Raw genomic sequence first — 22,205 nt, forward strand, 5'->3', positions numbered from 1 at the left:
CGTTCAAATGAAAAACTACATCTTATTATTTCTATTTCTTTTCAGCATGTCTTCCATTGCTCAGATTAAAGCTATCCAGGGGAGCAACAGTTCAACATTCACTGCCAGTAAAGATGCTGAATTGTTAACATATAAAACAGCAAAAAGCGATTATTTCGTTTTCCAAAGAACGGAAAAATTCAATAAAATAACGACACTCATCAGTGTTGATAAAAACGGGTTGTTGGGCAGTCCAAAGGAAATCATGGTCAATCCGGGCGTTATGGGCAACATGTCCGGACTAACAAAGGTTGTCGCGATTGGTAATGGTCCGATTGCATTCACGGATAACCAGAATAAAAATGAAGGCATTAACAGCCTCACAGCAAGAACAATTGATGGGGCTGGAAATCTTTCTTCCACAGGCCAGTTAATTGCAACTATTCGTTATACAAAAATCTTAAATGCAGGCAGATTTAGAATTGCAATTAGCCCAGATAACAAAAAACTCGCTGTATTGGCGATTAGCCCACATCAAAAAGACGTAGCAGACGAGATAGAATACTTTCTGTTTGATGAAAACCTCAAAGAAACGTCAAAGGGAAAGTTCAGCTTTCAGGGCTTTACAAAAGAACTTTACATTGATGAATTTTTCATTTCCAATAACGCTGATTTTTACCTTACCAAAATTGAAAATGATAAAACCTATCGGTATCCGGTTCTGCTTCAGTTTTCAGAAAAAACCGGGCCAAGCATTATACCTGTAATGATTTCAGATCCAACTATAAAAAATATGAGCTATACCAGTAAGCTAAATCCTAAAGGTGAGTTGATTATAGCAGGCTATACGCAAACAAAGAGTACATTTTCGGTCGGAGACCCCGCAATTGCAGGAACCTGGACATTTAATTCAGCTGTACCCAATGAAGTAAAAACTTTTAAATCTGAAAAAAAGATTACCAATCTTGTGGCGAAAGACTTACAGTTTAACGGAGATACCTTTTATTTGCTGGGAGAACAATATAAGTCAGAGATGGATCGCGCAACATCAACGCAGTTGGCTCAATATACTACAGAGCGAAATACCAGCCTTAAATACCAAAATATTGTTGTTACGGGCTACAGCCCTGATGGTAACAAAAAATTTGAAATGGAACTTAACAGAAACTGGAATGGCAAAAACACAGGCTATGATTTAACCTTTGCTTCAGGAATCATAAATAACAAACTCACCGTAATTTATAACGATCAGTACGGCAAATACGTTAATGATCCATCCCGAACTAACCTGAAAGTACCTGTTGCTATATCTATTACCAATGATGGCTTGATGGAAAATCCCATAAACTTTGCAAAACCACTCGATGTTGAACTTAGTTCATACACAATGCTGCCTGCTTTTTCATTTAATACGAACAATAAAATTATTCTACTCTCTGCTAATCAACAATCCGTCAAAACGGTAAGTTTTATGGTGCAATAATTATAATTCAACTTCCAGGCAATTTTTTCCTGAAAAGAAATTATAAATTTTAGAACTATGGCTTTTTCATGTAGTGTTACGAGTTAAAAACTCGCACTAGCACAGGGAAAACTCCCCTCCTTATTTCAAGGAGGGGTTGGGGTGGTTCATCAACTATTCCTGCCCTTCTACTGGTGCTTTTCCACTTAGCTAAGCTTTAGCACTGTGTTCCCGTTCTACTCCAACCCGGCCTACATCCCGATAGCTATCGGGATTCGGAATGCATTATCAAAGCCGGTTCGGCCCAGGACAAACAAAATTCGTAGCGAGATGCTACGAACAGTATCAGAAATATGGCTTTATATTGGTACGAGTTAAAAACTCGCACCAGCATAGCACTGTTGAATCATATAACCGGATTCCATGTTGGACATGCATCCGGATTTTCCATCCGCTCTCCCCAGTCATTCATCGCTTTTAGCACCGGAATCAACGTTTTGCCCAATTCGCTCAGTTCATACTCTACCCGCGGTGGCTTTTCCATATAGCTGTGCCGTATGATCAGGCGGTCTTCTTCCAGTTCTTTGAGCTGCTGTGTCAGTATCTTCCGGGAAATATCGGGCATTTGTACCGCCAGTTTACCAAAACGGATTTTTCCAACAGTAAATATCCTGATCAATACGATGGGTTTCCATTTCCCGCCGATGTATCCCATCGTGCGTACCACGGCGCAGTTGTCGGGGTTTTGAAGTGCTTTTCTCATTGGTTACCTTTATGTTACCACTATTTGCCTTTAGTTTCATCGGGGGTAACCACTAATATCAGGCAGATTCCAGAATGATTGGTCAGGCTTTAGTTTCTTTGCGAAACAAAAGTAAACTAATTTCAGGAATATGGATAATCAAGAAAAAATGGATCAAAATCTCGCCAGCAAAACCGCGCTTGTAACTGGTGGTACAAAAGGGATAGGCAAAGCGATTGCAGCCAGATTAGCAGCGGCAGGTGCTACCGTGATCATTACGGCACGTAATCAGCCGGATGAGGCAGATTTGCCTTATCACTTCATTTCAGCAGACCTGTCCCGGCCGGAGGATGTAACCCGGGTAGCAGAAGAAATTACGGCACAATTTGGCGGCGTAGACATCCTGATCAACAACATGGGTGCAAACACTTTTCCGGGAGGTGGCTTCAGTACACTAAGTGATGAACATTGGGACCAGGCATTTCAAGTAAACCTATTTTCTTCTGTCAGACTGGACAAAGCATTGCTTCCCCAGATGCTGGCCCGCAAAAATGGTGTTATCATTCACATCTCCTCTACCAGCGGCCAATTCCCAATATGGGAATCTACCATGGCGTACAGTTCGGCCAAGGCGGCCCTGAATGCTTACAGCAAAACCCTTTCAGACGAGGTGGCGCCACAGGGCGTGCGGGTTGTAACGGTATCGCCCGGCCTCAACAAAACCGAAGCCATGTCCAGCTTTCTTAATGATCTGGCAAAGAATGCAGGAATTTCAGTGGATGAAATGACGCAGAATCTTTTCAACCGTGTGGGCGGTGTACCGCTGGGCAGAATGGCCGGCCCGGAGGAGACTGCAGAACTGGTGTACTTCCTCGTTTCTCCGAATGCCTCTTATATCACAGGCACAAATTACCATATCGACGGGGGTAATTTTCCAGTAGTGCGGTAACGGCGTTCAAACCCCGCTGGGCCTGCAAACCCTCCTGTGAAAACCGGAGGGTTTTTTCTGTGCAGAGCTTCATCCAGATGAATTTTTGTTAAATAATTTTCCGAATTAAAAAAGGTGGTAAAATCCTCGAAGGATCAAAGGAGATTTCAACGACAGCATCCTATGAAGGCTTAGGAAACCCTGCTGTTACTATAGGGTGGTTAACTACATGCTTTCTTACTTAAAGTTCTGTTTCGGGGATGGAACAGAACAAAGGAACCTGTTTATTTTTGTGGTTTAAAGGCCGTTTATTCGTAATTTTTTCGGATAGCTATATGTTTCATTAGGATCACCAATCAATCAACAGGTGATTCGCTAAAGTTAATTTTCTTTGAAGATATTGCCCAGAAAATCCATAATAAGATGCAGATGAGCAAAGCCGCATCCGGATAGAAAAAGGAGGTAATAAATGCCGCAAGATAAGTTGGGAAACCATAGAGGTAGTTGTTTCGAAGTTCCCGGATTGCTGTATCACTAATTCCCGGACGCAGTAATTTTTTATCGCTGCTAGCCTGTTGCCACAGCAAATTGAAAGCAAGGTTAACCAGTACAAACATGCCCGTATAAATGGTAACCGAAAGCTGCTTCGAACCGCTTAAGTAAAATCTGGTTAGTAGTGCGCTCGGGAAGGAAACAAGCGAAACCAGGAACAAGATAAGTCCGTTGGCGAACATGAGCCCTGTGTTTCGCTTGTAAATCTGTTTGAATACTTTGTGGTGGTTAACCCAAACAATAAAAATGCTAAAAAAGGAAATAATAAAGGCGACATAACCTGGCCATTGTTTTTTCAACGCTTCAAGTAAATGAATAGAAGTATCCCCCATTTTAAGCTCAGGGATATGAAGTTCTAGCACCAGCAGGGTAATCGCAATTGCAAAAACACCATCACTAAAAGCCTCTATCCTGGCGGTTTCCTTTTCCATATTCTACAAGCTAATCGTTAAAAATTAACTTATTAACCTGCTCAATTTCATGTTGGGTAATGGTATGCCCCATATTTTGGTAGATGATTTCGGTGACCCTGGCGCCCATGCTTTCGAGCAAAGCCGTACTTTCTTTTACCCTTGCTACCGGCACGTGCATGTCGGGGTCGCTGCTGCCAATAAAAATTGGTGTTCCATCAAAATCGCCGTGATAGTTGCGATGGTCTACCACCTCACCAATTAGGCCCCCGGTAAAGGCCACAACCCCACCGTAACGACCTGCGTGGCTGGCAACGTAATCTAAAGACAAGCAGGCACCTTGCGAAAAACCTAAAAAGTAAATCTGTGATTTTTGAAAGCCTTCACTTTCGAGGTATAAAACCACATCGTTTATTAGCTTTAGCGAGTGAGAAAACGACGGCTCATTTGCTGTTCTCGGCGCTAAAAATGATTGCGGATACCAGCTGTTTCCAGGTGCTTGCGGCGCAACAAGGGCAAAAGAACCTCCATTTAGTTCTGTAGCCAGCGATAAAATATCTTGTGCATTGCTACCGCGGCCATGAATCATAATCAGCACTTTTTTTGCCTCGCTGATGCTCAGACCCGATTTTATAATTTCTTTCATTCCTATTCTTCGTTTATTTTATTCCAGATATCCTTATACAAATCTTCGTGCCGCTTAAACTGGATATGCACATAAGGGCACATTGGAATGACCATTAACTTGTTTTCGCGAACGTAGTTGACCATTGCATCTAGCAATTGCTTCGCGTAACCCAAACCCTCTTTTTCGGGCTCTACCTCCGTGTGGTAAACCGTTAAATTTGTTCCTTCGATGTCAAAAATCATTTCACCAACTTTCCCATCCTCATCATAAATATCGAATGAACTTGGCTCGCCTTGCTGAGTGTTTAATTTTACCTGTGCCATAACCTTTAATTTAATTTTGGAAGTAATTTATTCAAATCATCCCGTAAATGCTCATGTTGGTGTGGCAATTTTAAATGCATTCCCAATTCATTTAAAGGCTCATCAACGGTAAAGCCTGGATTTTCTGTTGCAATTTCGAAAAGTACCCCTCCCGGTTCACGGAAATAAAGTGAGTAAAAATAATCGCGGTCTATTTTCGGGGTAATTTGCAGGTTTTTACTCAAAATCTGCTCTCTCATTTCCATTTGTATATCTTCATTTTTTACTCGGAAAGCGACGTGGTGGTTTGTGCCTGCAGCATTTCTACCACGGTGGCCAGATGGAACTTCGAGTAAATCGACAATGGCCGCATTTTCAACCGTATCCGTAATAAAGCGGTAACGATTTCCCTCTTGCGCCAATAAGCGATAGCCAAATAAATCGGTTAAAACTTTTGCTGTTTCATCAATGCTTTGCAAGGTTAAGGTGGTGCTATGAAAACCTCTGGTTGCGGTATCTTTTTTGATTTCACTGGTTTCCCAAGGCGCTCTGCTATCGGCAGTTTTGGGTACAATTAAGCTTAACGATAAGCCATCAGGGTCTTTAAATGCCAGTACCTGCTCATCGAAACGCTCTACAATTTCTTTGGTTTTTACGTTTGCAACGCCAAATCTTTCCAACCAGAATTCGTGGCTTCCGGCAGGTACCGAATAACCAATTTCAGTTGCCATTCCAACACCCTCAGTACCCGGGCCGATTCCATCCCAGGGGAAAAAAGTAAGGATGGTACCCGCATGGCCAGCTTCATCGCCATAGTACAAATGATAAGTTCCTGGATCATCAAAATTCACCGTTTTTTTAACCAATCTTAAACCCATGGTTTTCGTATAAAAATCGAAATTTTGTTGTGCATTGCCTGCAATCGCGGTTATGTGATGCAGACCCAAAATATTGTTATTCATAATTTTAGTATTTTTAGTAATAAATTATTTACCTGCCCTGATAAGATTTATCTATTTGCGGTAAGTATTCGGTATGTGTTTTAATAAAATTTGAGACAAAAGGACAATAAACCATGACCAGTTTTTTATGTGTTTTTGCATAATCAAACGCGTGTTTAGCCAGGGCGGATGCAAGGCCTTTTCCAGCCAGTTTTTCGGGCACAAAAGTATGCATGAAAGCAATATTCTTTTTGTAAAACCGGTACGTTAAATAGGCAATTTCGCCCTCCACCTCGATTTCAAATTGTAAATTGACTTCGTTATTTCTGATACTATATTCCTGATTTTCCATTGCTGTTTCATTAATGCATCAACTGTGGTTTTTATTTACTCTTTTTATCGCCACCAACTAAGATTTAACTTCTGTTGATAAAGGTTTGGAAACATAATAGCAGATGACCATGGCAACTCCCGGCAATAAAATGCCACCAAGGCCGAAAAGCCTGCCAACCCATGCGCCGAGTAAACAGCCTATCAAAAAGCCTCCGAGCGTAACTAAGCCCTTGTTTACGCCTGAAAGGAAATCGGCATTCTTAAACCCTGAATTACAGAAGGACCTGATATCGAGTGCAAACTGCGTTACATTTCCCGTCATCATAGTGGTTGGACCGAATGTTTCTTTTGCAAAAAGTTTTCCGAAAGCATTTTGTAAACCCATGGCAAAAACCACAATCATGGTTACCAGGTACATTGGCCAGGTGATTTCGCCATTTTCAATGTAGCCAAGCGAATAAGTAATTATACCGGCCAGTAAAAGGATAATGCCCTCACACAAAAGCAGAAAATGCCTGTTCGAAAACCTTGCTGATATCCATCCGCCAACCATTACCGACAGCATAAAAACCGGGAATGTTAACAGTTTAATCCATGCGTCGCCCTCCGAACCCTTAATCATCTGGTAGGCGAACACGATAAAGTTTCCGGTTACATGTGCCGAGAAAATTTTATCTGCGGCTACAAAAGTTATGGTATCGCAATAGCCGGCTATGATGGTTAAAACCAGCGTTACGAACCAGATATTATTCTGTTTTTCTTCCATTTTGTTTAAGATAAATGTGCCCTTAACATCCAGGCCATGGTTTCATGGGTTTCCATTAAACCTGTAATGTAATCGCTTGTTCCGGCATCTTTTAGTGCATCGGCATAGTTATCAATGTTTTCTCTTAAATGGATTAAAATGCTTTCATGGTCGGCAAGCAATGTTTTAATATAAGTCGGCGCATCGTTGTTACCGCGATCATCTTCGGTTAGATGTGTTAGTTCTAAAAATTGCTTAAGCGATGCCGGTGCATAATGCCCCAGCTTGCGGATACGCTCTGCCACGGCGTCGACAATATCTTCTAATTGCGTGTATTGCTCCTCAAAAAACTTGTGTTTATTGTAAAAATCCGGACCAACAACATTCCAGTGTGCTTTCCTGGTTTTTGTATATAAAACGTATTCATCTGCAAGAATTTTGCTTAACGAGTGCGCAACCTTGGCAAGGTTATCTGCGCTGATTCCAATTTTAGCCTCCATAATTTTGATTTGTTTAGTATTAATTAAAAATGTGATTAAGTAAATAATTATCAACTGAAAAAGTTCCCGGGCCAATTACCCATAAAAACAGCATTGCCAGTGTGTACATGTAAGGCACATCGCGCACTTCAACTGAATCTTTTCTGTGTACTACGAAATAACCAATTGCAGTTACCCCTATTGATGGTAAAAGAAAAACCCGTGTTCCAACGCCCAAAGCAACAAGAAATGGCACTACCGTATCAGAAAAAGTTGCTACCAAACCATTTAACTTATCAGGCAAACCCAAAGGATTTGGTACGTGCTCTTTCTCGCCGTTTTGAACACGAAACTTTTTCATGCCGTGAACCCTGAACAGCTCCAGCATAAGCAGCACCCTAAAAACTAAAACTGCCCAATTGTTTACCTCTGATCCTAAATCTGAAGACAGCAGGTATTTTATAACATTTTCCATAGGTTAAAAAGCAAAGCATGAGCAACCCAATGCACCCCAAAAAGCAGTGTAATTATTGACCGGCAAATTGCTTGTCCGCACCGCATCGTGGTTATGATTATGAACATTACAGCTGCCAACACAAGAATGTACCATCGCAAGAACCGATGCCGCTCCATTTAGCCCTTTTGTTTTGCCCTGCTGATTGGTTTTGTGCGTGGATGCAGAGTAATAACCATTATAATTGTTGGTTGGCGACCAATCTGGCAGAATCGGGATTTTGGGCGGCGAAAAGGAAGAAAAATCACCTTTGGCATATACAATTTTGCCATCGACTACAGTTAAATCTGATTCGATACTTTTTACTTGTTCATCGGAAACTTCGAAATAATCGTGATTTAAAACGGCTAAATCGGCAAGCATTCCGACCTGAATATCGCCTTTCTTTTGCTGCTCATTGGAAAACCAGGCGCTGCCTCTGGTGTAAAGTTCCAAGGCAGTTTCCCTGCTAAGAACGGTTTCCTCATTGTAGATCTTTAAGCCCCCAATGGTTTTACCCGCCGTTAGCCAAAACATCGATACCCAGGGGTTATAACTACTTACCCTTGTCGCATCAGAGCCACCGCCAACGGGAACGCCCGTTTCGAGCATCTTTTTAACAGGTGGTGTTTGTAAGGCTGATTTCGCCCCGTAGCGTTCGGTAAAGTATTCGCCTTGATAGGCCATTCTGCTCTGAATCGCAATACCCCCGCCTAAAGCTTTTACGCGTTCTATATTTCGCTCGTCAATCGTTTCAGCATGGTCGAATATCCATGGTAAACCTGCGAAAGGAATATCCTGGTTTACTTTTTCAAAAACATTTAGAAATCGGCCGATGCTTTCATTATAAGTGGCATGCAACCTGAATGGCCATCTTTTTTCGACTAGCAAACGCACAACACGCTCCAGTTCCGGCTCCATATTATCGGCAAGGTCTGGTCGTGGCTGAAGAAAATCCTCAAAATCGGCTGCTGAAAAAACCAACATCTCGCCTGCCCCATTATGGCGATACATATCATCGCCCTGATACAATTTTACGGTATTTGTCCAGTTGTCGAAATCTTCGAATTCCTGCTTTGGGCGTTGAGTAAACAAATTGTAAGCTATGCGAACAGTAAGTTGTTTCTGTGCATTCAATTCATCCACAACTTTATAATCATCGGGAAAATTTTGAAAACCACCACCGGCATCGATTACGCTGGTAATGCCAAAACGGTTCAGTTCTGTCATGAAATGACGGGTAGAATTGACCTGATGTTCGTGGGAAAGTTTCGGACCTTTTGCAAGTGTGGAATACAAAATCATGGCATTCGGACTGGCAATAATCAATCCTGTAGGTTCACCATTGGCATCCCTTTGAATTACTCCGCCCGGAGGCGCAGGTGTATCTCTTGTATAACCAACAGCCTTTAATGCGGCCCTGTTCATAAAAGCCCTGTCATAAAGATGAAGAATAAAAACCGGCGTATCCGGCGCAATGGCATTAATTTCCGCTAAGGTAGGCATGCGTCTTTCGGCAAACTGAAACTCCGACCAACCGCCTACCACGCGTACCCATTGCGGCGATGGCGTTATATCGACCTGCTCTTTTAACATGCGCAAAGCATCGGCAAGTGACGGCACACCATCCCAACGCAGTTCCAGGTTAAAATTCAAACCGCCACGAATTAAATGGATGTGTGAGTCATTAATTCCTGGAACCACACGTTTTTTATTTAAATCTACAAGCTTTGTATTCGAGCCCGAAAATGCCATCACATCGGCGTCGTTACCAACAGCAACAAACTTTCCCTCTTTTATGGCAACGGCTGTAATTTTTCCCTGATGTTTAGCAATGGTGTGTATTTTACCATTGAACAAAATCATATCTGCGACTATCATATTTCTCCGTTTTAATCATTAATTTTTTATTGCCGAAATAGCAGCTTGAATGCCCTCGCCGGCAGTGGTAAAAAAAGCCGGACCAGCTAAAAGAATTACTTTTGAGATTGGTTTTAGAATCACCATTTGCTTGTCTTTCAACCAAAGCTGGGTACGATAAGCTTCGAAAATTCCTTTAACTACATTACCGGCAACTAATGCCGTTGGCGAGTCAATACCGGCATCTTTCAAATCGCTTGCGAAGGAAAAATTGCTTACACCCAGTTTGAGAGCCTCTCTCATGGCAACACTTCCAACACCAGTCATTAATTCCGGCGTAAATTTATTTCTATCTCCAAGACCGATTAAAAGCAGGCGTTTACCACCAATAGTGCCTTTGGGAGGCGTAATTAGCAATGTTTCATGAGCATGGCCCAAAAATTTTCCGCTTTTGCGTATTTCAGTCAGTAAACCTTTCATATCCTGGTCTAAGTGCACCAAGCCATTTAAGGCTGGCGGAAGTGCTGGCGGTGTGTTAAAGATGTCGCCCTCGGTGTATTCGAAAACACAGGCAATCTGTAAATCGCTCACCTGTGCCGATGGTCCCTGAACCACACCTTCAATGGCTATTCCATCAACTGTACCCCAAACTTTGGCCGTTCCAATTGCCGTGGTGGTTTGCGCAAATGCTGCTGCTCCTGTAATCCATACAGAAATTATAATCAGGCTTATTGATTTTGTTAGTTTCGTGATGTTATTTTTCATGTTCTTATTTTTAAAATTTGAATGATACCTGGGTATTAAAAAATATAGAGTTATCCCATTGCGGTACAATGTCTTTAATGAAATCGCCAACCTTGAAATATTGACCTCCGCAACTAAATGAGAATTGATTATTGAATTTATAATCTGCACTAAGCAAATAAGTTGTACCGATAAAGCGATGATCGGAAAGCGAACCGGCTGTATTAAAATTTCCACTCGGGCGATAAATACCATCACCTAAGGCATACCGCCAGTTAAAAACCACGTCGGCCTGGGCACTTAATTTATCTGTTAATTGGAGCGTTACGTATGGGTGTAAATCAATTAAATTTGATGGTCCGATAAGTGGATTAAAACCAAAATAACCACCCTTTGGGTACAAGGGATTAAAGGTTTGCAGTTTTCCATCGCCCGCAATTTTATCGCCCGAGATGTAGTCATTTCGTAAATTGATTGATGGCCTAAACTTCATTTCCTCAAAGGTGTAACCCAGCTCAATGGCCATTGTCCAGGCCTTGATATCGCCCTCGCCAAAATTCCCGAACTGATATGCGGCCTCTAAATTATAGATAAACCCACCTCCATTTTTCCAATATCTCGTTGCCAGTGTATGCCTTATTTCCTTTTCCGTCCCCTCTTCAAATTCTGCATTATCTCTTCTGATACCTAAATAATAGAAATCGAAATTTCCGCCTTTCGGGATGATGAGGTTTGAATAAGCACCCCACAAATTAGCCTGATGGCTTGGACGATTATCAAAAACGCCAAAATTCACTTCATCAGCCTCTAATACAAATACATCAATAGCGAACCGTGGCGTCGCGTACATTAATTTAGCGCCCGTAAAATACTGGCGGACAGTGGTTCCTTCTCTTACTGAGATCAATCTTCCCGAACCATAATTTAGCTCTTGTCGCCCGACTCTAACCGATAAAGTATTTGACGAATCTTTACGTATTTTATATTCTGCGAACAGATTCTGAACCGCAAGCCGGTCTTCATCTACCGGCGAAGGACCATATTTGCTGCCGTTCTCTAAGGCACTGTTTAGCTGAGCAAAAAAACGAAGCCCTTCTCCAATATTCAAATCGGCATAAAGCGAATAACGCTGCAGAAAAGATTTGTTAAAACCCTGGTCTTTTATCCAGTCCTCGTTTACTTTACCACCAAATTCTTCTCTGATTTCGCCACCTAAGCTTAAGTAAACTTTTTTATTGGCTGAAAGCGGCAGGAACTTTAGTGTATTGTAAAAGTTCCTGCCCGAATCTTTCAGCTTGCTATAATCCTCATCGTAGCGCATTAGCTTAATGCTTTGGCCAAATGCCACTGCTGTTAAAAAGCAGAAACAAATGGTTACTTTAAGCAGCTTACGGGGATAATTAATTCTCATTTTATAATTGTGAGAATTAGTGTTTAACCATTTTGTGTGCGTACTGAATGCCGATTCCATAACCTGCACCGTATTTTTTCATCAAATCGGTTACCGGCACATAAGTCTCTGTTCTGGCCCAGTCTCTTTGCAGCTCAAGAATGTATTGTACAGATGTAACTGGTTTTGCACCGGCATGTACCATTCTCTGAATTGCTCTTTCATGTGCTTCAGTGCTTACATCGCCGCAAGCATCGGTAATAACAAATACATCATATCCCTCTGATATTGCCGATAAAGCCGGACCAACAATACACACGCCTGTCCAAAGGCCCGCCAAAACGATTTTCTTTTTTCCCGTACCTGTAATCGCTTTGTAAGCAGGCTCATCTTCCCAGGTATTCATTGAAGTTCTATCGATATAACCTGAAGTAGCCTGAGGATAAAATTCTTCAATTTCAGGAAAAACAGGGCCAGCAAAAGATTCTTCAGCAACTGTGGTTACAATAGTTGGTACATTAAAGATTTTCGATGCGCCACAAATAATGGCCACATTGGTGCGAAGTTCGGTAATGGAGATACTTTTCGTTGCAAAAGCCATTTGTCCCTCAAAATCGATCAATACTAATGCATGATTTTCCGGAGATAATAAGTCTGGTGATGGTTTCATAATAAATTATTTTTGTTTACCCCACTGTTCCAAGAAACATACCACCAGACAATACACTCAAAAACAATTACTTACGAAAATTCTGTAAAATTTGTTTAACCATATATCGTCGATTTACGAAACCAGAACCCGAATTCGGCAAGAGAAAGCTTTTGCGATAACATAGCATAGGCCTGAACATTGAAATTTTAAAAACAAACGATAAAGGGTTTTACAAGGAGGATATAATCACCTGATTAAATAGCATATTAACGAAAATAAGCGAAATAATAAATGTATTTTTATTCATTTAATCATCTAATTATCAGTTAATAAAAATTACATATAGCGAAATTTCGCTACTTTTTTTTTATGCGTCAAAATGAGTATTTAAAATTATAAAGCCTACTTTAGCGGAATGAAAAGCAAGGGTAATTTATTCGAAAATGATAAGCATAGCGGCAGTAGCGCTGATGATCACTTATCCCTTGCAAACGAAAATGTCGTTTTAGCGAAAAAGCTCAAACAGAAAGAAAAGGAAAACACAGTACTCTTATCGTTGAGCAATTCCATTGCTTCAATCAGAAATAAGCATGACCTTTTTAAGGTAATCGACCAAAAACTCAAAAAACTATTTTCTTTTGATGATTTTGTTATCTGTTTAATAAACGAGGACAAGGAAACACACAGCGCTTTCGTTTACAATCAAAAAGGAGATTTCCCAAAAACTGCCGGGATTCCACCCGAATCGTCAAGAAAATATAGTCTTGACGACGGCATGTGCAGAGCCATGATTTCAGCACAAAAACCTATCGTTTTTAACGTTGAAGAAGTTCTTACCTGGAATGACGCGCCCGCGTGGCTGGCTTTTTGGCACAATAGAGGCATTAAAGAAATGATCGGTTTGAAAATGATCGATGCCTCCGGATGCATTGGTTTCTTCTATTTATATAGCAGAAACCTCAATAGCATATCGAACATTTACTTCGATCTACTCTATGGCATTTCCCTTCAGATTTCAATAGCGATTTCGAACATCCTGGCGAATGAAAAAATTGAACGCCAGCTCAATGAAATTAATGAATACAAACAAAAGCTGGAAGACGAGAAAAGCTATTTACAGGAGGAAATTCAGCAAAAATATAAGCATTCTGAAATTATCGGTCAAAGCGAATCGCTAAAGGGAATTTTCCATTTGATTGAACATGTGGCCAGCTCGAACAGCACCGTGCTCATTTTAGGCGAAACCGGAACCGGAAAAGAACTTATTGCCAGGGCAATTCACAATGCTTCGCCAAGACAAAATGAGTTGATGGTTAAAATTAATTGCGCCGCACTGCCTTCAAGTTTGGCAGAAAGCGAACTTTTCGGTCATGAGAAAGGTAGTTTTACCGGCGCAACAGAACGTCGCATCGGCAAATTTGAGCTCGCCCACAACGGCACACTTTTTTTAGATGAAATTGGGGAATTATCGCTGGAATTACAGGTAAAGATACTCAGAGCGCTCCAGGAAAAAGAAATTGAGCGTATTGGCGGCAAGGGTATAATTAAAACGAATATCAGAATTATTGCCGCCACTAATAGAAATTTATTAAAAGAAGTAGAAAAGGGAAACTTTCGGGCCGACTTATACTACCGCTTAAATGTATTCCCAATTTCTGTGCCCCCACTCAGAGAAAGACTAGAAGACATAGCCCAATTGACGGCACATTTTATTGGGCGCATTTCAAAAAAAACCGGTCGCCGGGTAATCGGGATTTCAAAAAGTGCATTAAACAAACTCATGTTATATTCATGGCCGGGAAACATCAGGGAATTGGAACATTTAATAGAAAGAAGCATTTTACTTAGCCCGGACACTGTCCTAAAGGATATCCACCTTCCAAAAATTGATAGAAATGAGCACGTCAGCATCGGTGACGAGCAAAAAATAAAGACTATCCACGAAAACGAACGAGATCATATACTTTCGGTATTAAAACGCTGTAAGGGAAAGATATCAGGTATTGGCGGCGCCGCCGAAATGTTAAATATACCAGCAACAACGCTAAACTCGAAAATAAAAAAATTAAAAATTAAAAGGGAACACATTCTAAATAAGTAATCGTCCATAATGAGATTTAACCTATTGCTAAAAAATTCACCTGCTAATCTTTACATTAAAAAAATGTTGATTTGCATCAGTGTTTCCGCTTTAATTCTTATTAAAAACAATTCGATTTACGGCCAAAACCCATCAATGAACAGGGAAACAAAGGACTCTGTTCAGAGATTAACTTCACTTCTTAAAGAATCGAACCCGGATACCAATCGTGTTAAGTACCTTAACAGTCTCGCCAAACACTTCCTCAAACAAGGCACGAATGAAGGCAAAAACTTAGCCAACGCTTCCAGATATCTTAAACAAGCATTGTTGTTAAGCAAACAAATCAATTCAGCAAAAAGCGAATACAATACGTTGATGGTTTATGGCGGATTTTACGGCGAGCAGCATTTAAGAAATAAACAAAGTATTGTTTACGAAAGGGCCATTGCAATTGCAAAAGCAATAGGCAACAAACGTTTGGAGGCGAATGGCTGGTTTGTTTACTACAGAAATGTACCCGATACAACGTCGGATTATAAAAACAAGACCTTTTACCATAGGGCCGTCAGGGCATACGAATTATACAAGGAAGTCGGGACAACTTTTGACGAAAAATATAGGGAAGCTACCCTTTTAAAATCAATGGCCGATTTCCATCTGGAGGAAGAGCAGTTTGATTTAGCTATAAAAGAACTCGCTGAAGTTATCGCACTGGATAAAAAATTTAAACTTCCGGACTTGCCAATGGCATACGACTTACTTTCGGCTGTTTATGAAAGAAAGGGAGAACTCAGCAAAGCGTTGAATTATGCGCTTTTAAGTGTAAAAACTGCTCAAACAAACCGTGAAGAAGTACTGGACACCTATCTGAACCGCGTTGGATCGGCATATGAAGCAATGGGTAAATCAAATGAAAGTATTGCCTGGTATAGCAAAACTCTAATCCGGCAGGACAAAAAAGACCCTTACCGCTTTGTTACTGCATATTCAATTGCAAGTCAGATGATAAAATTAGGCCAGGCAAAAAAAGCATTGTCAATTCTCGAAAAGACCTGGATTGAAGTTAACGATCCCTCCAGCGGACATGAGTGTTTTATGTTTCTGGGATTTGGAGAGTGTTACACGGCACTAGGGAAATACGACATAGCCAAAAGATATTTCGATAAATTACTTGAAGATTCTAAATTAAAAACTTACTCCAATACATTTCAAACCTCTATTTACTTTTCAGTAAGTGAATATTATTTTGCCAAAAACCAGTACCAGCTGGCCCTGAAGTTTGCCGAAATGGCAAGGGAAAATCAGATAAGCATGACTTTGCCAAGGCAAATTAGGTTAAATGAAATTCTATACAAAATCGATATGTCGACAAATAAGCCGGCAGAAGCAATTGTTCGCCTGCAAACTTTTCATAAACTGAGGGATTCTATGCTGAGCCAGGAAAATTTAAACGCCATTGAAAGGTTGCAAATTGAGTTCCAGGCATCACAAAAGGAAAACGAAAATGAAATCTTGCGGAAAAAATCACAGCTGCAAAGCCAGGAGCTTAACCGTATTCAGTTAATTAAAAATGCAACCATAGCCGGCTTAGCTTTTTTAACCGTCGTACTAGCATTAATCTATGGCAGGTTTAGGTTAAAACAGAAGCTTCATGATACTTTGTTAAGGAAAAAAGCAGATATAGACCTCGCCTATGCCGAGCTGGAAGTAAATGTTAAACAAAAAAACAAGCTGATTGAAGATAAAGAAAGTCTGATAAAAGAGGTTCACCACCGGGTTAAAAATAATTTACAACTTACCATGAGCTTGTTAAACAGCCAAAGTTATTACCTCGAAGATGCAGCGGCTATAGAAGCAATAAGAGAAAGTCAGCATAGGTTAAAAAGCATTGCCTTAATCCATCAAAAACTCTATCAAACAGATACGGTATCAACTATAAACATCCAACCTTATGTTGTAGAACTGATAGAATATCTTAAAGAAAGTCTTACTGATGATAAAAAAATAAACTTCGAGCTGGACATTTTGAACCTCGAACTGGATATTTCAAAAGCCGTTCCTCTCGGTTTAATTATCAATGAAGCCATAACGAATATTTTCAAGTATGCTTTTCCAGATGACCAGTACGGAAAAATTGAAATCAGTTTGAAAGAAAAGGAACCTAGCCTTTATCAGTTGATGATTAAAGATAACGGCATAGGCTTAACACCGGATTTTGATTATGAACAAAGCCCCACGCTGGGTTTAACATTAATGAAAGGATTAAGTGCACAGATTGATGGCGTTTTTAGAATGGAAAATAACGGAGGTGTCCTGGTAAGCCTAACTTTTGAGAATACACCGGAGGATGTAAAGCTTTTTAACGAATAAATGATGATTAAAAGAATTTTGATAGTTGAAGATGAGTTTATTGTTGCTCACGATTTACAAATGATTTTACAGCGCGCAGGTTATCAGGTAGCTGGCATTGCCAACTCGGTTAAAAACGCCCACATCATACTCGAAACTCAAGCTGTGGATCTGGTGCTTCTTGATATATACCTGAAAGGCAAACTTACGGGAATTGATTTGGCTCATGACCTAATGAAAAGGGAGATTCCCTTTATTTACATTTCAGCTAATTCTAACGAAAAAGTGATGGAAGCAGCAAAATCTACCTGTCCATATGGTTTTATAGTAAAGCCATACCGCGACCGTGATGTGCTGCTCAGTATCGATATTGCAAGGTATCGCAAAGAAAACAGCAACAATATGAAATTGAGCAGCGAGCTTTTCATGCAGGATTTTATTATCGATATTTCATTAAAGTCGTTAACCTGGCAAAAGAAAATCCTTGCCATTGCCAGTGCGTTTCAGCCCTACATTCCTTTTGATTTTATTGCCCTCTCCGGTATCGCAAAAGATGGTAAACGCTACAGTGAAATTGGAATTACCAGAAAGCACTTCGATCAGTATGACATGTTTAATGTGGATGAGTTTTTGACCTATACCGGTTTAAGTAAAAATGAGTATAACGAACTAAATAAGCTCGTACACGAAACCACAGCCGATTCGATTTACATTGGCGGCGACTTTGAAGCCGTAAAAAAGGCCGCACCAATGAAAAATCTTATTGCCGTTACCTACAGCCTTAACGCAAATATGGTCAAAACCTATCACCTTGAAAATGGCGACCAGATTAGTTTTTCATTTTACAGCAGAACGGAAAACATTTACCAGCCTGCCCACATGGAATTACTCAATTTCCTTTCGGGCACTTTAGAAAAGAAGCTCGTTCACATGATTGAGATGGAGAAAGCAGATGCTAAAGCGACAGAAAAAGGACTTGCTACGGGCGGTAGCAAACCAACTACCATAAAGGCTTTCGAAAATATCATTGGTAAAAGTACCGCGTTGCTTAGTGTTTTGGATAAAATTAAAATTGTGGGGCCAACCGATACATCCGTGTTGATTACCGGAGCTAGCGGAACAGGAAAAGAGGAGATTGCGAAGAGTCTGCATCGCTTATCTCACCGAAATAACAAACCCATTGTAGCGGTAAATTGCGCCGCTTTGCCGCCCGATTTGGTCGAATCTATTTTATTTGGACATGAAAAAGGCTCATTTACAGGAGCCATAAATACGAGGATCGGAAAATTTGAAGAAGCCGATGGCGGCACTATTTTTCTTGATGAAATCGGAGAAATGCCTTTCGATTTACAATCCAAACTGCTAAGGGTTTTACAGGAAAAAGAAATTGAACGTATTGGCGGTAGAAGACCTATTTCCGTCGACCTTAGAATCATTGCGGCTACAAATCTTAATTTAGAAAAGGAAATCACCAGGGGCAGGTTCAGGCTCGATTTGTTTTACAGGCTTAATGTTTTCCCGGTTCACATGCCAACACTTCAACAACGAAAAACTGACATACCCTTGTTGATTGATTATTTTGTACAAAAACATGCCAATGCCGTGGGTAAAAACATTCCGGAGATTCCTCAGGATTATATTGACAGGCTAATGCACTATGATTGGCCAGGCAACATCAGAGAACTGGAGCACGTTGTTCTGCGTAGTATACTGCTTTCCTCAAAAGGCAAACTAGACGCAAGTCAGCTGGAAATCGATCCATCTGACGCTCCAAGTACGCAAAATGGTATAAAAACAATTATCGATAATGAAAAAGAACACATTATGAAAGTTTTAGACCTATGTAAAGGAAAGATTGCCGGCAGCGGTGGTGCCGCAGAATTATTAGGCATACCAGCAACGACACTGAACTCTAAAATTAAAAAATTGAATATAAAACGCTTGTAGCATACTATTAACAAACGCTACTATCAATTAATAATGGTTTTGAAACACGCTCTGATGAATAACATGAAACAAAAAATCCTGATTGTAGAAGATGAATTTATTGTTGCTAACGATTTGAGTCTGATGCTCGAAAAAGCGGGCTACCAGGTTTGCGGCATAGCACCATCGGTGGTAAAAGCATTAGAATTAATTGCCGCAAAGGAACCATCGTGGGTTTTGCTTGATATCTTTCTGCAAGGCAACGAAACCGGAATAGATTTGGCAGCGCAGCTTACTAAAATGAATATCCCATTCATATATATATCCGCGAATACCAACCAAACGGTTTTAGAGGCTGCAAAGGCTACCCTGCCCTACGGATTTCTTGTAAAACCTTTTCGCGAGCAGGATTTGATGGTTATGCTGGATATTGCAGCGTACAGACATGAGGAAAATTTAAAATATGCTCAACATGAAGCGACATCAGTCACGAAACAAATTGAGCTTATCATTCAAAAAAACGAATCAGGTTTTGAAAAACTAAAGCAAATAAGCAACGTTTTGCAAACCCTTATCCCATTTAACTTTCTCTGGATTACCAGATCCAATCCGAAAACAAGCGCAAAGGACATTAATATTATACGCTTAGCTAATGGAAGTTTCAACATTCTGAATCAGGAAGATTTATTAAAGGAAACCAATACTGCTAAACGCGATTTTAAAGCCTGGAATAACGCAGCCATTGAGCACAATGGAAAAGTTATATTTAACGGTTACGATTTTAGGAAACTAAGAATGAATTCGTTGTGGGTACAATCCCTTTCAGATAGCTACAATCTGGAATCTGCCGTTTTTACCGAATTCAAAAGAGATGAGGAAGTTTTTCAGGCCATATTCTTCCATCAATTATCAGCCATATATACCAATACACATCAGGCAATCATCACTCAATTAAAAACTAGCCTGACACAAGTTGTTGATAAAGTCATCTACACAAAAGATGCTGTAATTGAAGTGCCGAAAACTGCAATCAACGGCACGGATAGAACAACTGTTAAACAAAAACCCGCAGCAGAAATCTTTAAGGGCTTCGATGGTATAATTGGCAACAGCCATTTGTTACAAAGTGTTTTCAAAAAAATCGAAGCAGTTGCTCCAAATGACACATCGGTGCTCATTTTGGGAGAAAGCGGAACCGGGAAGGAAAGGATTGCACAAACGATTCACAACTTGTCGTTGCGTAAACACAAGCCTTTGATAACCGTTAATTGCGCAGCCTTGCCGCTGAGCCTTATCGACTCCGAACTTTTTGGCCATACCGAAGGAAGCTTTACGGGTGCAAATGGCAAACGCATCGGCAAATTTGAACAAGCAGATGGTGGCACTATTTTTTTGGATGAGATTGGCGAATTGCCATTAGAGGCACAAGTAAAATTATTAAGGGTGTTGCAGGAAAAAGAAATTGAGCGTTTAGGCGGAAATTACACCAGGAAAATAAATGTTCGCATTATTACGGCGACCAATAGAAACCTCGAAAAAGAAGTTGCTGAAGGCCGCTTCCGTTTGGATTTGTATTACAGGTTAAATGTCTTCCCCATAGAGTTGCCGGCATTAAGGCAGCGAAAAGAGGATATTCCATTGCTGGTAGAACATTTCATCAACAAATACCAGAAAAAATCATCCCTATCCGTTAGCTCCATAACAAGCGAGGCATTATTCAACCTGCATCAATACGAATGGCCCGGAAACATAAGGGAATTGGAACACCTGATAGAAAGAACGATGTTATTAACTGAGGGAAACACCATAACAACCGTAAATCTACCTGGTAAAGCTGCTCCGATCGATTTTCTGGAAACTGAGCATTTTAAAATTAAAACCATGGAAGAAATGGAACGAGAGCATATTCTCAGCATTTTAAAAAAGTGTAGCGGTAAAATATTTGGTACTGGCGGGGCGGCAGAAATGCTTAAGATTCCATCCACAACCTTAAATTCTAAAATCAAGAAGCTGGGAATAAAATTTGAGTTCGTTGATTGACAGCGTCTCACTACTGTTGTCTCACCCCATTTTACTGAAAGCTTCGTAAATTAACGATATAACGTAATTGAAAAAGAAAGCAAAAATCATAAAACCCTAATTATCATTGCTTTATAAAAAGGCACTTATATTGTATTATAATGGTGTTGGCAGCTGCCCGCTTTTCTATTCCACCAGAATTGCAGGCGAGAGTTAAATTACATCATAACTATTTTGAATTAAACAATCAAACCATGAGTACAATTAAAGTAAAAGACGGAACAGAAATTTATTACAAAGATTGGGGAACAGGTCAACCAATCGTTTTTCACCACGGATGGCCATTATCTGCGGATGATTGGGACACTCAACTCATGTTTTTCTTAAAACAAGGGTATAGGGTAATCGCGCACGACCGCCGTGGCCATGGTCGCTCGGGCCAAAGTGCAACGGGTAATGACATGGATACTTATGTTGCCGATGTGGCTGAACTAACGGAGGCCCTCGATTTAAAAGATGCCATCCACATTGGGCACTCAACAGGTGGTGGAGAAGCAATTCGTTATGTAGCTAAATATGGAAAAGAACGTGTTGCTAAAGCGGTATTAATTAGCGCAGTTACCCCGATTATGATTCAAAACGAAAGCAATCCAGAAGGCGTTCCATTGGCAATTTTCGATGAAATTCGTCAAGGTACAGGTTTTACCAGGGCACAGTATTTTTACGATTTCCCGATAGCGTTTTACGGATGGAACCGTGATGGTAAAAAAGTTGAAGAGGGCGTTAAACACAACTGGTGGCGCCAGGGCATGATGGGCTCAGTTTTGGCGCATTATGAAGGCATTAAGGCATTTTCAGAGTCTGATTTTACAGAAGATTTAAAAAGCGTGGAGATCCCGGTTTTGGTACTACATGGCGAAGACGACCAGATTGTTCCTTTTAACCAGGCACCAAGAGCAGCAAAACTTTTACCAAATGGAAAATTGATTTCATACCCGGGTTTTCCACATGGTATGCCAACTACGGAAGCCGAAACGATTAATAAAGACATATTAGAATTCATCAAATCTTAAATAATTTAAGTTGATAACATGAAGCGCCTGCCATTTAAAAAATGAGCAGACGCTTTTTTCGCACTCCATTTATATTTTTTTTTGCAATTGGGTGCAACATAACGCAACTCTCCTT

The 22,205-nt window shown here is 40.5% G+C and carries 20 protein-coding genes; 7 read left to right on the forward strand and 13 right to left on the reverse strand.

The genetic code is table 11. The annotated features are described in order from the left end of the window. Positions 1-7 precede the first annotated feature (7 nt). Complete coding sequence (locus tag ASF92_RS07065; protein ID WP_157263766.1) at positions 8-1,462, forward strand: hypothetical protein; 1,455 nt, start codon at positions 8-10, stop codon at positions 1,460-1,462. A 385-nt stretch (positions 1,463-1,847) separates the two neighbouring features. On the opposite strand, the gene ASF92_RS07070 is transcribed toward ASF92_RS07065, so the two are convergent. After that, complete coding sequence (locus tag ASF92_RS07070) at positions 1,848-2,204, reverse strand: helix-turn-helix domain-containing protein (RefSeq protein ID WP_056090009.1); 357 nt, start codon at positions 2,202-2,204, stop codon at positions 1,848-1,850. Positions 2,205-2,334: 130 nt separating this feature from the next. Between ASF92_RS07070 and ASF92_RS07075 the strand changes: the two genes are divergently transcribed. After that, the gene (locus ASF92_RS07075; protein WP_056090011.1) at positions 2,335-3,132 is read left to right on the forward strand and encodes an SDR family oxidoreductase; all 798 of its coding nucleotides are present in this window, start codon (positions 2,335-2,337) and stop codon (positions 3,130-3,132) included. Positions 3,133-3,467: 335 nt separating this feature from the next. Here the strand turns inward: ASF92_RS07075 and ASF92_RS07080 are convergent, their stop codons facing one another. Genes ASF92_RS07080 through ASF92_RS07135 form a run of 12 tightly spaced genes read right to left on the reverse strand, consistent with a single transcriptional unit; the run spans position 3,468 to position 12,658 of the window. Next, a complete protein-coding gene (locus ASF92_RS07080) occupies positions 3,468-4,094 on the reverse strand; it encodes a TMEM175 family protein (protein ID WP_056090015.1) in 627 nt (208 codons plus the stop codon). Positions 4,095-4,104: 10 nt separating this feature from the next. Continuing rightward, positions 4,105-4,719: an alpha/beta hydrolase gene (locus tag ASF92_RS07085; protein ID WP_056090017.1), complete on the reverse strand. Its 615-nt coding sequence runs from the start codon at positions 4,717-4,719 to the stop codon at positions 4,105-4,107. Positions 4,720-4,721: 2 nt separating this feature from the next. Next, a complete protein-coding gene (locus tag ASF92_RS07090) occupies positions 4,722-5,024 on the reverse strand; it encodes a GNAT family N-acetyltransferase (protein WP_056090020.1) in 303 nt (100 codons plus the stop codon). A 5-nt stretch (positions 5,025-5,029) separates the two neighbouring features. Continuing rightward, the gene (locus ASF92_RS07095) at positions 5,030-5,965 is read right to left on the reverse strand and encodes a ring-cleaving dioxygenase (protein WP_056090023.1); all 936 of its coding nucleotides are present in this window, start codon (positions 5,963-5,965) and stop codon (positions 5,030-5,032) included. Positions 5,966-5,993: 28 nt separating this feature from the next. Continuing rightward, on the reverse strand, positions 5,994-6,296 hold the full coding sequence (locus ASF92_RS07100; protein ID WP_056090026.1) for a GNAT family N-acetyltransferase: 303 nt from the start codon (positions 6,294-6,296) through the stop codon (positions 5,994-5,996). A 57-nt stretch (positions 6,297-6,353) separates the two neighbouring features. After that, positions 6,354-7,043: a YoaK family protein gene (locus ASF92_RS07105; protein WP_056090029.1), complete on the reverse strand. Its 690-nt coding sequence runs from the start codon at positions 7,041-7,043 to the stop codon at positions 6,354-6,356. A gap of 5 nt (positions 7,044-7,048) precedes the next feature. Then, entirely contained in the window at positions 7,049-7,522 is a 474-nt protein-coding gene (locus ASF92_RS07110; protein WP_056091054.1) for a Dps family protein, read from the reverse strand. A 19-nt stretch (positions 7,523-7,541) separates the two neighbouring features. Then, positions 7,542-7,976, reverse strand: coding sequence for a DoxX family protein (locus tag ASF92_RS07115; RefSeq protein ID WP_056090036.1), 435 nt, complete (start codon positions 7,974-7,976; stop codon positions 7,542-7,544). Between the two features lie 3 nt (positions 7,977-7,979). Continuing rightward, on the reverse strand, positions 7,980-9,875 hold the full coding sequence (locus tag ASF92_RS07120; protein ID WP_082489481.1) for an amidohydrolase: 1,896 nt from the start codon (positions 9,873-9,875) through the stop codon (positions 7,980-7,982). Between the two features lie 18 nt (positions 9,876-9,893). Beyond that, positions 9,894-10,619, reverse strand: a complete 726-nt coding sequence (locus tag ASF92_RS07125; protein ID WP_056090040.1) for a M17 family peptidase N-terminal domain-containing protein — start codon at positions 10,617-10,619, stop codon at positions 9,894-9,896. Positions 10,620-10,629: 10 nt separating this feature from the next. Beyond that, complete coding sequence (locus tag ASF92_RS07130; RefSeq protein WP_056091062.1) at positions 10,630-12,009, reverse strand: alginate export family protein; 1,380 nt, start codon at positions 12,007-12,009, stop codon at positions 10,630-10,632. A 16-nt stretch (positions 12,010-12,025) separates the two neighbouring features. Next, on the reverse strand, positions 12,026-12,658 hold the full coding sequence (locus tag ASF92_RS07135; RefSeq protein WP_056090043.1) for a hydrolase: 633 nt from the start codon (positions 12,656-12,658) through the stop codon (positions 12,026-12,028). 397 nt (positions 12,659-13,055) lie between these two features. On the opposite strand from ASF92_RS07135, the gene ASF92_RS07140 reads away from it, so the two are divergent. The 5 genes from ASF92_RS07140 to ASF92_RS07160 all read left to right on the forward strand — a co-directional run bounded on the left by ASF92_RS07140 (position 13,056) and on the right by ASF92_RS07160 (position 22,090). After that, a complete protein-coding gene (locus ASF92_RS07140; protein WP_082489482.1) occupies positions 13,056-14,741 on the forward strand; it encodes a sigma-54-dependent Fis family transcriptional regulator in 1,686 nt (561 codons plus the stop codon). 9 nt (positions 14,742-14,750) lie between these two features. Next, positions 14,751-17,093 (forward strand): histidine kinase dimerization/phosphoacceptor domain -containing protein, encoded by a 2,343-nt coding sequence (locus ASF92_RS07145; protein WP_056090046.1) that lies wholly within the window; start codon positions 14,751-14,753, stop codon positions 17,091-17,093. After that, entirely contained in the window at positions 17,094-19,019 is a 1,926-nt protein-coding gene (locus ASF92_RS07150) for a sigma 54-interacting transcriptional regulator (protein WP_082489483.1), read from the forward strand. A 63-nt stretch (positions 19,020-19,082) separates the two neighbouring features. Further along, positions 19,083-21,038 (forward strand): sigma 54-interacting response regulator, encoded by a 1,956-nt coding sequence (locus tag ASF92_RS07155; RefSeq protein ID WP_056090049.1) that lies wholly within the window; start codon positions 19,083-19,085, stop codon positions 21,036-21,038. 233 nt (positions 21,039-21,271) lie between these two features. Beyond that, positions 21,272-22,090, forward strand: a complete 819-nt coding sequence (locus ASF92_RS07160) for an alpha/beta fold hydrolase (protein ID WP_056091071.1) — start codon at positions 21,272-21,274, stop codon at positions 22,088-22,090. Positions 22,091-22,205: the final 115 nt, after the last annotated feature.

This window comes from Pedobacter sp. Leaf176, from assembly GCF_001424305.1.
Taxonomy (GTDB): Bacteria; Bacteroidota; Bacteroidia; order Sphingobacteriales; family Sphingobacteriaceae; genus Pedobacter.